The organism is Caballeronia sp. HLA56, from assembly GCF_054655155.1.
This window is the reverse complement of record NZ_BAAHOB010000005.1, coordinates 2,780,220-2,793,709: the sequence shown is the minus strand read 5'-3', so window position 1 is coordinate 2,793,709 and position 13,490 is coordinate 2,780,220. Positions and strand designations below refer to the sequence as shown.

The 13,490-nt window shown below is 61.2% G+C and carries 15 protein-coding genes; 8 read left to right on the top strand and 7 right to left on the bottom strand.

What is annotated here, in order from left to right:
- Nucleotides 1-214: 214 nt before the first annotated feature.
- From map to ACYQ47_RS32610, 6 genes are all read left to right on the top strand, one after another.
- Entirely contained in the window at nt 215-997 is a 783-nt protein-coding gene (map, locus tag ACYQ47_RS32635) for a type I methionyl aminopeptidase (protein ID WP_459909411.1), read from the top strand.
- Between the two features lie 217 nt (nt 998-1,214).
- Nucleotides 1,215-1,739 (top strand): GNAT family N-acetyltransferase, encoded by a 525-nt coding sequence (locus ACYQ47_RS32630; RefSeq protein WP_244827335.1) that lies wholly within the window; start codon nt 1,215-1,217, stop codon nt 1,737-1,739.
- Nucleotides 1,740-1,857: 118 nt separating this feature from the next.
- A complete protein-coding gene (gene minC, locus ACYQ47_RS32625; protein WP_244827336.1) occupies nt 1,858-2,640 on the top strand; it encodes a septum site-determining protein MinC in 783 nt (260 codons plus the stop codon).
- A gap of 79 nt (nt 2,641-2,719) precedes the next feature.
- Nucleotides 2,720-3,535, top strand: coding sequence for a septum site-determining protein MinD (minD, locus tag ACYQ47_RS32620; protein WP_244827337.1), 816 nt, complete (start codon nt 2,720-2,722; stop codon nt 3,533-3,535).
- A 9-nt stretch (nt 3,536-3,544) separates the two neighbouring features.
- Complete coding sequence (gene minE, locus ACYQ47_RS32615; RefSeq protein ID WP_244827338.1) at nt 3,545-3,799, top strand: cell division topological specificity factor MinE; 255 nt, start codon at nt 3,545-3,547, stop codon at nt 3,797-3,799.
- Between the two features lie 268 nt (nt 3,800-4,067).
- Nucleotides 4,068-4,376, top strand: a complete 309-nt coding sequence (locus tag ACYQ47_RS32610; RefSeq protein WP_250491967.1) for a YXWGXW repeat-containing protein — start codon at nt 4,068-4,070, stop codon at nt 4,374-4,376.
- Between the two features lie 17 nt (nt 4,377-4,393).
- Here the strand turns inward: ACYQ47_RS32610 and ACYQ47_RS32605 are convergent, their stop codons facing one another.
- Nucleotides 4,394-5,770, bottom strand: coding sequence for a chloride channel protein (locus tag ACYQ47_RS32605; protein WP_459908922.1), 1,377 nt, complete (start codon nt 5,768-5,770; stop codon nt 4,394-4,396).
- A gap of 257 nt (nt 5,771-6,027) precedes the next feature.
- Nucleotides 6,028-6,207, bottom strand: a complete 180-nt coding sequence (locus ACYQ47_RS32600) for a hypothetical protein (protein ID WP_244827341.1) — start codon at nt 6,205-6,207, stop codon at nt 6,028-6,030.
- A 252-nt stretch (nt 6,208-6,459) separates the two neighbouring features.
- On the opposite strand from ACYQ47_RS32600, the gene ACYQ47_RS32595 reads away from it, so the two are divergent.
- Nucleotides 6,460-7,611 carry an OpgC domain-containing protein gene (locus ACYQ47_RS32595; protein ID WP_250491970.1) on the top strand — a complete coding sequence of 384 codons (1,152 nt, stop codon included), beginning with the start codon at nt 6,460-6,462 and terminating at the stop codon, nt 7,609-7,611.
- Nucleotides 7,612-7,645: 34 nt separating this feature from the next.
- Here ACYQ47_RS32595 and ACYQ47_RS32590 read toward each other — a convergent pair whose 3' ends face one another.
- Together ACYQ47_RS32590 and ACYQ47_RS32585 are read right to left on the bottom strand one after the other, a co-directional pair.
- Nucleotides 7,646-8,950: an MFS transporter gene (locus ACYQ47_RS32590; protein WP_244827343.1), complete on the bottom strand. Its 1,305-nt coding sequence runs from the start codon at nt 8,948-8,950 to the stop codon at nt 7,646-7,648.
- A gap of 258 nt (nt 8,951-9,208) precedes the next feature.
- Nucleotides 9,209-9,694, bottom strand: coding sequence for a TonB family protein (locus tag ACYQ47_RS32585; RefSeq protein ID WP_250508699.1), 486 nt, complete (start codon nt 9,692-9,694; stop codon nt 9,209-9,211).
- Nucleotides 9,695-9,841: 147 nt separating this feature from the next.
- Between ACYQ47_RS32585 and ACYQ47_RS32580 the strand changes: the two genes are divergently transcribed.
- Nucleotides 9,842-9,997, top strand: a complete 156-nt coding sequence (locus ACYQ47_RS32580) for a hypothetical protein (RefSeq protein WP_244827345.1) — start codon at nt 9,842-9,844, stop codon at nt 9,995-9,997.
- Here the strand turns inward: ACYQ47_RS32580 and ACYQ47_RS32575 are convergent, their stop codons facing one another.
- From ACYQ47_RS32575 to ACYQ47_RS32565, 3 genes are all read right to left on the bottom strand, one after another.
- Complete coding sequence (locus tag ACYQ47_RS32575) at nt 9,998-10,270, bottom strand: hypothetical protein (RefSeq protein WP_250463694.1); 273 nt, start codon at nt 10,268-10,270, stop codon at nt 9,998-10,000.
- Nucleotides 10,271-12,197: 1,927 nt separating this feature from the next.
- Nucleotides 12,198-12,641, bottom strand: a complete 444-nt coding sequence (locus ACYQ47_RS32570) for a VOC family protein (RefSeq protein WP_459908917.1) — start codon at nt 12,639-12,641, stop codon at nt 12,198-12,200.
- Nucleotides 12,631-13,458: a TetR/AcrR family transcriptional regulator gene (locus ACYQ47_RS32565; protein ID WP_459908915.1), complete on the bottom strand. Its 828-nt coding sequence runs from the start codon at nt 13,456-13,458 to the stop codon at nt 12,631-12,633. Before ACYQ47_RS32565 ends, ACYQ47_RS32570 begins: the two co-directional genes overlap by 11 nt.
- Between the last annotated feature and the right edge of the window lie 32 nt (nt 13,459-13,490).

Genomic DNA, 13,490 nt, shown 5'->3' with positions numbered 1-13,490 from the left:
GCGGGTCACTAGACCACAATCGCGCATCGATCACAAGACCGCATGGCGCGATCGCAAACGCCCGGTGTCGCCACGAAACGCAGCACGCATGCGCCTTTCCAAAGAGAGAGGGCCGCACGAGAGTGCTATCATCGGCCCCAATGTCCTCGTGCACGGCGCGCCCCAAGCGGCGTTTCTCGCGCCACGCACGCAGGCGCGACGAACACATCTGCCAATGGCCATTACGCTCAAGACACCCGCTGACATCGAGAAGTTACGCATCTCCGGCCGCATGGCCGCCGAAGTCCTCGCCATGATCGGGGAACACGTGCGCCCCGGCGTCACCACGGACGAACTCGACGCCATCTGCAACCGCTTCATCGTCGATGAACTGAAGGCCGTGCCGGCGAACGTCGGCTACATGGGCTTTCCGAAGACGGTCTGCACGTCGGTGAATCATGTCGTCTGTCACGGCATTCCCGGCCCGAAAGAACTGAAAGACGGCGACATCATCAATATCGACGTGGCCATCATCAAGGACGGCTACTTCGGCGACACGAGCCGCATGTACTACGTCGGCACGCCGAACAAGGAAGCGCGGCGCCTCACCGAAACGACCTACGAAGCCATGGTCGCGGGCATCCGCGAAGTGCGTCCGGGCGCGACGCTCGGCGACGTCGGCCACGCAATCCAGACGGTCGCGCACCGGGAAGGCTTTTCGGTGGTGCGCGAGTACTGCGGTCACGGCATCGGCCGCGTGTATCACGAAGATCCGCAAGTGCTGCATTACGGCCAGCGCGGCGCGGGTCTGCGGCTCAAGGCCGGCCTTGTCTTCACCATCGAGCCCATGATCAACGCGGGCCGTCCCGCCACGCAGCAGTCGCGCGACGGCTGGACGGTGACCACGAAGGACCGCTCGCTGTCAGCGCAGTGGGAACACATGGTCGCGGTAACGGAAGACGGCTTCGAGTTGCTTACGCCCTGGCCGGATGGCGTAGGCGCCTACGCCGCGCCGTAAAGAAGCGCGCGGGTACCGTTTGCGCGCGCCGTGATGGTGCGTAAGCGGCGAGAGCGCGTCTGCATGTGCGCTGTAAAGCACTATCCGAGAAGAAAGAATTGACGGGTACGCCCGTTCGGTTGAAGCTACGCGAGTGGCCCGAATACCGGAAAGGCCCGAGCGCCTTCGAGGCAGAGAAGCCAGAGAGCCAGAGAGAATTTGCCTGCATGAGCCCCGCATGAGTCCCTCACTGACCGTCAACCGAATCGCCTCGCAACAGGGCGCGGTATTGCGCGAGCTGCGCACGTCGTCGCTGCGCGAAGCGCCCTATGCGTTCGGCGAGACGCTGGAAGATGCGCTGCGCGTCGAGCCGCAATCGTTCGACGACACCGCCGCCGAGCACGCGCATTCGCCTCGCGTCGCGACCTTCCTGCTGTATACGGAAGGGCATCCCTGCGGGCTCGTGCATGCGTATGTCGAGGAAGCCGGATCGGCGCGGGCCTTCGTGGCGGCGCTCTGGGTCGCGCCGGCAGTGCGCCACCTGCGTGGCGGCGAGTTGCTCGTGAACGCCGCGTCGCACTGGCTCGCGGCGCAGGGCGCATCGGAAGTGCATGCGTGGATCGCCGACGAAAACCGCACCGCAATGCGCTTCTACGAACGTCTGGGCTTCGGCCCCACGGGCGATCGCCGCACGATGTCGTCGCACGAACAGGAGCACGAACTGCTCTACGTGCGCCACGTTCAGCGCGAGACCGGCGCGTAAGTCTCGCTTCACCCTTCCTTCGCGCGTACTCATCGTTTCCGATAGCTGAAACGGGCCGTAAAAAGTATGGCCGCGCGCCCACACGCCTGTAAAATACGCAAAAATTTTGGCCGTTCCTATGTCGCTCAACAAAACGCCCTTCTTCGAACTGCGCAGCGGCTCCGTCGACACGCTCTACTTCGTCGTCAAGACTCCAGACCTCGATGCCCTGCGCACTGAACTCACGCGGCGCTTCGAGGCGACTCCCGAATTCTTCGCGGGCGACGTGGTCGCCATCGACGTGCGCCGGCTCGCCGAGAAAGCCGAAGGCGGCGAAGGCGAGCGCGTCTCGCTCGCGGAGCTCGAGACGCTTCTGAAGAGCGTGCGCATGCGGCCCGTGGGCATCGTCGCGTTGCCGGTGCAGCGCTGGGCAATTCAATGGGCAAGCGAGGGCGGCTTGCCGGTCCTCGAAGCGCGCGACCGGCGTGGCGCGCCGAAGCCTTCGGTCGATGAGGCCAAGCCTAACGTCGAGGCCGCCGCGGCGATCGAAGCAGCAGTCGCCATCACGCCGCCGCCCGCGCTGCCGCAGCCGTCGACCATCATCGACCGGCCGTTGCGCTCGGGTCAGCAGGTCTACGCGAAGGGCGATCTCATCGTGCTCGGGCTCGTGTCGTACGGCGCCGAGGTCATCGCGGAAGGCAATATCCATATCTATGCGCCATTGCGAGGCCGCGCGCTCGCAGGCGTGCACGGCAATCACGACGCGCGGATCTTCTGCACTTGTCTCGAACCGGAACTCATCTCCATCGCGGGAATCTACCGGACGACCGAGAACCCGCTCTCGCCCGATGTACAGAGCAAGCCGGTGCAGATCTGGCTGGACGAAGAAAAACTGATGATCGAACCGCTGCGGCTGACCTGACGCCGCGCGCCCGATGCCCCTTGGCGCGCGCTCGATTAAGCAACGCGACGGACCTATTTGACGAACACAAGGTACTTGTATGGCAAAAATCATTGTGGTGACTTCGGGGAAGGGCGGCGTCGGCAAGACGACCACCAGCGCGAGCTTCGCATCGGCGCTCGCATTGCGCGGCCACAAGACGGCCGTGATCGACTTCGACGTCGGTCTGCGCAACCTCGACCTCATCATGGGTTGCGAACGCCGCGTGGTGTACGACCTCATCAATGTGATCCAGGGCGAGGCGAACCTGCATCAGGCGCTCATCAAGGACAAGAAGCTCGAGAACCTTTACATCCTTCCGGCGTCTCAGACGCGTGACAAGGACGCGCTCACGCTCGAAGGCGTGGAGAAGGTGATCGACGAACTGAGCAAGATGGACTTCGAGTACATCATCTGCGACTCGCCGGCGGGTATCGAGTCGGGTGCGCTCATGGCCATGCACTTCGCGGACGAAGCGCTTATCGTGACGAACCCGGAAGTGTCGTCCGTGCGCGACTCGGACCGTATCCTCGGCATTCTCGCTTCGAAGACCAAGCGCGCGATCGAAGGCAAGGACCCGGTCAAGGAGCATTTGCTGATCACGCGCTACAACCCGAAGCGCGTCTCCGAAGGTGAGATGCTGTCGTTGAACGACATCCAGGAGATCTTGCGGATCGAACTGATCGGCGTGATTCCGGAGTCGGAAGCGGTGCTGCATGCATCGAACCAGGGCTTGCCCGCGGTGCATTTGGACGGCACCGACGTTGCGGAATCGTACAAGGACGTGGTGTCGCGTTTTCTCGGCGAGGAAAAGGCGCTGCGCTTCACGGATTATCAAAAGCCAGGGCTGCTGCAACGTATCTTCGGCACCAAGTAAGGGGACGCAATGTCGATTCTTTCGTTTTTGCTGGGCGAGAAGAAAAAGTCCGCTGCGGTCGCGAAGGAACGCTTGCAGTTGATCATTGCGCACGAGCGCGCGGGTGGCAAAGCCGCCGCCGATTACCTGCCGGCGTTGCAACGGGAACTGGTTGCGGTGATTTCGAAGTACGTGAAGATTACTGACGACGATATTCGAGTGAGCCTCGAACGTCAGGACGATCTCGAAGTGCTGGAAGTGAAGATCGAGATACCGCCGGCATAACGCCGGACTTGTGTATCGAGATGAAGGTATGAAGCCAGGATCGGGCGATCCTGGCTTTTTTCATGGCGATGTTATCGTTTGCGCGCGGCTTCAAATGCGCGTAGCTTTCATCAATATTCGGTTGCACTTCGGTCATCTCGTAATCAGACGTTTGTCTTCCTTTTGACCACGTCGCGCATTGAACGGACATCGGCAGCAAGGTTGCGTTGCCGACATGAAAATCCGCGCCACCCGGCGCGTTCAATGTCCTGGAATACGAGGTCCAAGCATGAAAACTTCCGTTCGCCATTTGCTCGCTTCATCCGCGCTTATCGTCGCTGGCGCGCTCACCGTGACCGCGGCATCGGCCGAAATCGTGATCGTGGCGCCTAGCGCGCCGCCCGCGCCGCGCCATGAGCCGGTGCCGCCCGCACGCGCGGGTTACGTGTGGGATCAGGGCCACTGGAACTGGGAACACGGCCACTACGTCTGGGCGGGGGGCCATTGGGAAGCCGAGCACGTCGGCCATCACTGGGTGCCGGCCGTTTGGGTCGAAGATCACGGCCAGCATCGCTATGTGGCAGGGCATTGGGACTGATCGGCGCCTAAGGCTGATTACTTTTGCGGGGCCGCGTCTTTCTCGACGACGGCCTCGTCTGCTTCCGGCACCTCGGGCGAGGCCGCCGGTTGTGGCAACGGCGCCATATAGCGCTCGGACAGCGCCTCGTATAAAGGCGGCGCGAACAAGCGCGACACGCGGCTCGACACCAGCGCGGTCGCCATCAGCGAGATGACGAGCGCGTGGCCGTTGATCATCTCCATCACGATGACGAACGCCGTAATCGGCGATTGCGTCACGGCCGCAAGATAGCCGACCATCGCGAGCGCGATCATCATGGGCAGCGACATCTGTCCGAACAGCAGATGCAACACGTTGCCGAAGCCCGCGCCAATCGACAGCGACGGCGCGAAGATGCCGCCCGGAATGCCCGGCAGATACGAACCGATCATCGAGATCATTTTCAATAGCGGGTAGAACACCGAAAGATGTTCGCGGCCTTCGAGCAGACCGCGCGCTTCCGCGTAGCCGCTGCCGAAGGTCGTGCCACCCGACACGAGCCCGACGATCGCGATGACCAGTCCGCACAGCGCGGCGAACACGACCGGCCGCGACGCATGCAAATGCCGCAAGGGCGCGGGAATCCACCTCGACGTGTTCAGAAGGAGCCAGCAGAAGACGCCGCCCGCCATGCCCGTGACGATGGCGGTCACGATCACCGCGACGGCCAGCATGTTCGAAAAGTGCGTGCCGACGTCGATGGTGCCGAAATACGTGTAGTTGCCGTTGAGCCCGAGCGCCACGATCCCCGCGATGATGATGCCCGTGATCAGCACGCCGCTCGTGCGCACTTCGAAGCTGCGCGTGAGCTCCTCGATGGCGAAGACGATGCCCGCGAGCGGCGTGTTGAACGCCGCCGACAGACCGGCCGCCGCGCCCGCCAGCACGAGTTGCCGTTCGATCAGCGAGTTCGAGCGCGGGTAGAAGCGCCGCATGTTGAACATGAGCGCCGCGCCGACTTGCACGGTCGGACCTTCACGGCCGATGGTGAAGCCGCCCAGAATCGCGATGAACGAAACGGCGATCTTGCTCGCGAGAATCCTGAGCGTAAGCAGCCGTCCGCCGGCTTCCGAAGTCGGACTGTTGAGTACGGCGATGACCTGCGGGATGCCGCTGCCTTCCGAGCCGCGAAAGAACCTGCGCGTGACGAAAACGCATAGCGCGGCGGCAGCCGGTGTGATGACGAGCGGCAGCCAGGCGTGCGCGGCGCGCGCATCGAGAAAAAGTCCGTAGCCCCAGTCGATCAGCCGCGCATAGTAGACGGCGATCAGTCCGACGGCGATTGCGCCAAGCCAGAAGATACCGTAGCGACGCCACAGGCCGCGTGTGCGTCGCGCGGTGCGAAGAGAAAGAGAACGTAGCGCTCGGATCATGCGGTCGCTTCGGCCAAAGGGCAGAGTATAGCGAGCGTCCCAAGCATGCGGCAGGTTACGCCTGACGAAGCAGACCCCGGAGCCAGAAAAAAGAACAGGCGCGAGGCTTTCGCCAGGCGCCCAAGAAACGCTCCCGATAACGGGAGCGGAGAGGAGAAGGTTGCCGCGCATGCACGGCACCCCTGAAAAGACTTTTGCCCGTGACGAAAGTTCAATCGGCTTGAAAAATCTTGGTCAGTCGAAAACTGGACACGTTTTCAGCCGGTAAGCATCTCGAAAGCGATCACCGCGCCGATGGCTCCGATATTCGCAATGAGCGCCTCGCAAACGACGCCGCGCCATGTGAGCGGCCGGAACTTCATCGCGAGGAGCAAGGCCGTCACCAAGGCCAGTGCGATGACCACGACGAGATGCGAACTCTGCAGATGAAAAGGCATTTTCGCCTCCTGTCGATTGAAACGGCATTCCTTCCCGCGACCGGCGTTTTATCGAGTATTAGGTATTGGCATAGTTACTGCAACACCCAACAAAATAGTCATTTTGCCGCCAGCTTCCCGACTGTCTTCAAGTGTTAATTTAAATACGCGTTGATTCAGGGAATTTTCTTTTAAGGCTAGGTACAAACCCCGTATGCGCGCGAACGCCATGTTGGCCGCGCGCCCGACCGCAGTGCGTGGAGCATTCGTCCAATGAGTTCCCCGACCCAACGTTCTCTCGAAGTCGATTTCTTTCGAGGCGTCGTGCTGCTCATTATCGCGGTCGACCATATATCGGGAAGCGTGCTGTCGCACTTTACGCTGCATCAATACGCGTTCTGCGATTCTGCGGAAGTATTCGTCTTCCTCGGCGGTTATGCGTCGGCGGCGGCATACACGGCGCTTGCGACTCGCCGTAGTGCACAAGCCGCCCGCCGACGCTTTTTCAAGCGCAGCTGGGAGATCTATCGCGCCTATCTGCTGACCGCGGTTCTCATGTTGATCGGCGGCGCATTGCTGATGCTCCTCAAGATCGATTCGCCGATGCTGCGGTACACCGAATGGCCGACGTTCCTTGCCCGTCCGGTCGGGCTCTTGTTCGACATCACGACCTTGCGCCAGCAGCCGTATCTTTCGTCAGTCTTGCCGATGTACTCCATCTTCGCGCTCGCGGTGCCTTTCGTGGTTCCGCTCGCCGAGAGGAAGCCCGTTATCGCCATGTTCGGCAGTCTGCTCGTGTGGCTCGCCGCTCTTCCCTTGGCGCGCGCGCTGCCCTCGACCTACGCCGAAGCGTGGTCGTTCAATCCGTTCGCGTGGCAGCTCATGTTCGTGATGGGCATCCTTGCGCGCGTGCAGCCTGTCAGCAACGACTTCCACGCAAGCCGTACTGCGCGTTGGCTGACGTGCGGAGCGATCGCGATCGCACTGACCTTCGCATTCTTCAAGCTCTTCCTGGAAACGCAAGCGCCGCCGGGTTACCTCAAGCAGAACCTGGCGACGTTGCGTATCGTGAGTTTCGCCGCCGTTGCATGGGTGATCGCACGCGCGGTCTATGCGGGATGGATCAAGGCGCTCGCGGCTAAATTGCCGGGCGTGGTGACTATCGGGCAGCAAGGGCTCGTGTGCTTCATCGCGGGCACGTGTGTGTCACTCGTGCTGGATTCGGCGTTGCGCGCCATCGGCATGACGCACTATCAGTGGATTGGCGGTCTCGCCGCCGATGCGCTCGCTGTCGGCACGCTCCTATGGCTCGCACACTTCTGGGCCGAGCGCAAGCGCACGCGCGTCGAACGGGAACGCAAGCGCGTGCCGCTCATCAAGGGCCAGCCGGTGCCCGCACATGCGGTGAACCAGCGCGATCGCTGAACGCGCCGGTATCGCCATCGAAGTCATTCGAACGCTATTCAAGTGCGATGTCGCGCGTCTCGCGCATGCACAGCACGGCGATGAGGCTCACCGCCGCCGCCGCCGATACGTACCCGCCGACCCACGACAGTCCGCCGCGATTTGCGAGCAATTGCGCGATATAAGGCGCCACCGATGCGCCCAGAATTCCGCCCAAGTTGTACGCGACGCCCGCGCCGGTGTAGCGCACGCTCGTCGGGAACAGCTCGGGCAGGAGCGCGCCCATCGGCGCGAAAGTCACGCCCATCAAGAACAATTCAATGGTCAGAAAGAGCGCGACGTAGACCGTGTTGCCGCTGCCGAGCAGAGGCAGCATTGCGAAGCCGGAGAGAATCGCCGCGAGACAGCCGACGATCAACACGGGCCGTCTGCCGAAGCGGTCGCTGGCGATGGCCGAGATCGGCGTCGCAATTGCCATGAACAGCACGGCAAAACACAAGAGACCGAGGAATTTTTCGCGCGAGAAATGCAGCGTGGAGACGCCGTACGACAGCGAGAAGACCGTCGAGATGTAGAAGAGCGTGTAGCAGACGACCATCGCGAAGGCGCCGAGCAAGGTCGGCGCAAGATAACGGCCGAGCAGCGTGGCGATGGGAACGCGCACGCGCTCGTGACGCTCGACGGCAGTGCGGAATGCGGGCGTCTCCGCGATTTTCAGGCGCACGTAAAGCCCGAGCCCGACGAGCACCGCGCTCACGATGAACGGCACGCGCCAGCCCCAACTGCGGAACTGTTCGTCGGAGAGTGAGAGCGCGAGGCCGAAGAACAGGCCGTTGGAAGCAAGAAAGCCGATTGACGGCCCGAGCTGCGGGAACATGCCGAAGAGGCCTCGCTTGCCCTTGGGCGCGTATTCCGTTGCAAGCAGCGCCGCGCCGCCCCATTCGCCGCCGAGCCCGATGCCTTGCCCAAAGCGCAGGATGCACAGGAGCACGGGCGCAAGACTGCCGATGGAATCGTAGCCGGGCACGAAGCCGATGAGCGTCGTTGAAATGCCCATGACGAGCAGCGACGCGACGAGCGTCGATTTGCGGCCGACGCGATCGCCGAAGTGCCCGAAGATGAACGAGCCGATAGGCCGCGCGACGAACGCAATGCCGAACGTGACGAAAGCCGAAAGCGCTTGCGCGGCCGGCGATCCGTGTGGAAAGAACACCGGCCCGATGACGAGCGCGGCGGCTGTCGCATAGACGTAGAAATCGTAGAACTCGATCGCGGTGCCGATGAAGCTCGCGAAGATCACGCGCGAGGTGCTTTGGGCGCCGTCGCCTGGCTTGGCGGCGGAAAGCGTGGGTGATGACATGGTGTCTCCGTTGTCGTGTCGCTTTTGTGGTGCTTATGGTGGCGCATTCCTGCTCGATGGGCGAGCAAGGCGTAAGAGCGCACGCAAGACGCTTGTTGGGGTGGGCGGTAAAACGGTCGAGCGGCTCGCAGGAGTAGAGCGCGAACCGGACAAAGACTTTCAACGGACGCGAGGGGTAGGCGCGGTCTGAAGGCCATGCCGGAAGCGGGCCCGGCCGGGATGTCAAAAATTATAACGAGCGTGCCGCGAGAGCGCCAATCAATCGATGGTCGTTGCTTGTGGCGAATGCGACGTTTGCAACTGGAAGTGGCCGTCGTCGTTGAACATCCAGCCTTCGAAGAGTTCGAGCTGGCCGTTGCCGTTCAGGAGGCGTGCGGGCGGCACGGGCAATGGCGACGAGCGCCGCAGCGAGGCGAGCGCGGTGGCTTCGGCTTCGTCGTCGCCGTTGGTGCGATACACCGACGAATTGACGACGCGCCCGTTGCGATCCACGGTGAAGGACACCAGCACGAACGAGCGCAGCATGGCTTGCGGCGTGCCCTTCAGCACGTACGACGGATTGCGTTCGAGGATACGTTGCGCGACGCGCTCCTTGTAGTCGCCAAGCGATGCGCGAGACGGTGCGGTTGCGGCGGAGCGTGCTTCGATGACGCTCGGTGGCGGCGTGATCGTGCAGGCGGCCAATGTCGCGGCAAGCACGATGGCGACGAGCGTGGCTGACGGCGGAATCGGTGCTTTAGGCATCGCGAGTAGCATCTGATGACGATGGATCGATGGTAGCCCGTGTCGGCGCCGCAGTGTTTGCGATTCTGCGTGCGCTTTTTTGGATGCGCTTCTTACAGGCGCAGGATTTGCTGACGATGCTTACACCCAAGGCAAACAGGAGGAGCCATGACTAGCGAAGCGAAGCCGGCCGAAGCACAACCCGCCGAACACAGCGACAACGAGAAGAGCAAGCTGCCCGAACGCGATGACGAAGGCCGCAAGCAGTCGCCAAACGATCGCCCAGGAAAGGAAACAGGCGAGGGCGAAGCGCCGGTAGGTTGATCAATCCACGAAGGGTTTGACGAGTTCCGCACAGCGCAATGGCGCGGCGGTTCTCGTTGTTTCTGGCTCGGCGGCGCGCGTTTCGACGCAACGAAAAACGCTATTGTTTTTCTGCAGCACGTAAGTATCCGCAGGCAAACCGGACGCGCGTTCGGCGATGCTCGTCACGGCTACGATTCCGTAGCCGTTTTGAATCAGATCGAAAAACGAGGTTTCTGCCTGACGCCATTGAGTGTTGGATTGCGGCTGTGCATGCGCTGTTATGCCTGTCATGGCGATGCAACCCAAAGTTACTTGCGCGATACGGCTTGGCTTCATCAGGCTTGTCTCCGCTTTATCGATCGATGAGGCGGTTAGATGGTAATTAAGCCGCCTTGTTCATGCGGATTGTGGCAGATAGGGTTTGGGCGCTCGTTGCCGTTTGCAAGTGCACGTGCGCGGTAGGCAAAAAAAGACCTCGCGCGAGGCGAGGTCAAACACTTCGAACGGCTTCCTTATCGCGAAAAGGCGTTTAACGCGACGAGGAAGCAAGGTCAAGGATAGGGATCGGGCGATGCCTCATATATCGGAGGAATCCGATTGATTGTTGCTCTTGGGCATGCAGCCGTATCGGACGGTTGTCTCGTTTTAAGCTTTTGTTACCCAGTGCGGCGAGTTGGCCATGTTTCGAGCGGTTTCACAGGGAATTCGCCTTCGCGAAGCCTTATTGGTCGATCTTTCAGTGTTGGATCATGCGGCTCGATCAAACGCGCGCTTCTCCATGAACCAAGATCGATAGCACGCTAGAGCATGCCGACTGGTAAGCAGTTCTGGATGCTCGAATTTCTTGATTCCCCGGCGTCGGTGCAACCAGTTCGTCATGATCGAAAGAGAATCTCGCTGTTCTTGCTTGCTGATGAATCAATTGCGCGCCAAAAAACAAAAAGCCCCGTAATTCAGAAATTACGGGGCTTTCAGAGATCGCGCTGGCGGAGGCGGTGTCCGCCAAAGAGTGAGTTAATATAAGGATTACAGCCCGATTTATGGATCCTATCCACCATCCCATCCACCATAAAGAAGAACGGGTTCTCAACCGCGAGAAGCGGTCATTCTGCCGAGTGGTTTGTCCCTAAATCTCACACAGTTACCCAAGCGGCGTATAAATGTTGTCCGTTTGGCAGATGAGATTCATATTTCGCGTTCAGCGTAAACAGGCTGCAGGGCCGCGATCCGGAAAACAGCGTCGTCGTGAACGACGCGCACACCAGCTTGAGCTCGATGCGGTGCCGGATGCGATGCTCACTGTGCCAACGAGATATGGTCGTCCGCCGCACTGACCTTTGTGCCGCTGAGCATGCAGATGCCGGTACAGTCGGCACTTCATCCCAGCGTACTTTTCATGCTCTCGCTGTGCCCTCGCACGCCGTTTGAAGAACTTCGAGGACAACCTTCCGAGCCGGTTGTAATCCCGTATCTACGGGACGATCCCGAGTGCTTCGACGTGGCTCAGAAGATAGCGAGAGCGCTCAAGGCTGCAGGGTGGAGGATAACCAGCCCCGCGCCAATCCCAGTCTCAAAGTCAAACACCGACCCCAGCTCGATGTCCGTGGATGGTCAGCCTTCCCGCGAGACGATCGTCCAGCGGCGATGACCGATGCCGAATTGCAGGCCACGGAATGCAGGCAATGATGCAAGCGGGCTGGACTCACAGGCCGTTCACGGTTTTGATCTCGGCTGTACTTCGTGGTCTGGATGCAGCTTTTTCGAGCGCAGTTGGTCTGAATGCTTCGAGCGCCTACACGCTGTGCATGGTCGTCGCGCCTAGCTGAGTCGAGGGTGACTGAACGGCCACTTCGCGCAATAGCGAATGGCGGCAACGGGCCGAGCTGCGGCCGCCCGCTCTTCAGCCTTTTCGCTGCAAAGCGGTCGATAAATTTGTACTGCCTAGGGGCGGCCGCTCGCGGTGCGTACACCCGACCCACTCCGATCAGACCGCCGTCTTCAAAGCGGTCAGTCAGCCAGATCCAGATTCGCGAAGTGGAGTGCTGATAAGCGGCCGTGGACGACCTCCTGCGATCGGCCACAACCTGCCGGTCAACTAATCACAAGACCGGCTGTTCGAGGCCCCTATGCGTCGGAGACGGTCGGTGAGACTGCTTGGGTCCGTGTGCGGAATCGCGATGGTCTCGTGCGGGAACCCGGCTTGATGGGGATTCGATGCTTACGGATATTGCAGGATGTTGATGATGGTGCCGTCGGGATCGCGTATCATCGTCGCGCGCAAGCCATCCTCGGACAGGTGTTTCATCTTCCATTCGAAGCTCGCGCCTTCCCTCTCGAGGTGCCATGTCACGGCTTCGAGGTCGGATGTGCGGAATACGACCGCCTTGACGCCGGTCTTGTCGATATGCGGGCCGGGGACAATATCGGCATCGGAGTTGCGAACGGTTGTTGCGCGCGAAAGCAGTTCGATCCGCATGTCGCTCCGTTCGAGTATCTGGAAATGCGCTTGCATGGATTCAATGTAAGTCGAGTATCCGCGGCGAAATCCGAACAAGCGGCCATACCAATCCGCGGAACGATCGATGTCAGTCACGGAAATGGCGACGTTGTCGAATTCGGCGAGTCGTTGTGCCCGGGCATCCGCTCCAATGTCATCTACCATGCGACCTTGCTCCTTTTGAGTCGGATCTTGGCTCCGTACTCGACACTGCCGACGCGTTGCGAGCGCGTGGGGTCTTCGTCACCTTCGCCTTGCTGCTCGACGCCCTGCCGGTGTCCATCGTTTCCGCGCCATTGCGTACCAGTTCGCGAATGCCGGCGGCTGCAAAGCGCACGAGATCGGAGTAGTGAGCTGTCGACTTCTTCGCGCGGTCCCGCGCACCCAGGTGCTTCGCGCGGCCATTGAGCGCGTGCGCCTGTTGCCGCGCCCCGACTGAGAACAAATAGGCCCATACCGCCTGTTCGCGTGCGATACCGGGCAACACCGTATGCAGTGCATCGATGAACCGTTCCGCGATCGGGTCATAATAAGTCTCACGAATGCGCCGTGAACGCTCATCGCTGCCGAGGCTGACGGAAGCGACCAGTTGAACATAGAGTGCGAGGTTCGCAGCTTCGTCACCATTGAAAATGTCCGACAGCGGCGTGAAGGCGATGGTCAGTACGTCTTCGACCGTCACGGTCTGCTCGCTCGCGAACAGGGCGTCGAGGAGCTTGCCGCGATACAGATTGATGGCCGACGAGCGGCGCTCGAAGACGGCCTCGTAGAGCTTGTCCTTTGTCGCGCAGTGATAATGCACGAGCGCTTGGGCGACTCCGGCTTCATCTGCGATGTTGCGCATGCTCGCACCGGCATAGCCGTGTTGGCCGAACACCCGCTCCGCCGCGTTCAGGATCGCCGACAGGCGCGAGCCCGATCCGCGGTCGGACCCCTGAGCCGGACTGGCGGCTTTCGCGGACTTGTCTCGTTGTGCACTCATTTCCGAGGCGACCTCTCCAGGCTGTTTGATCG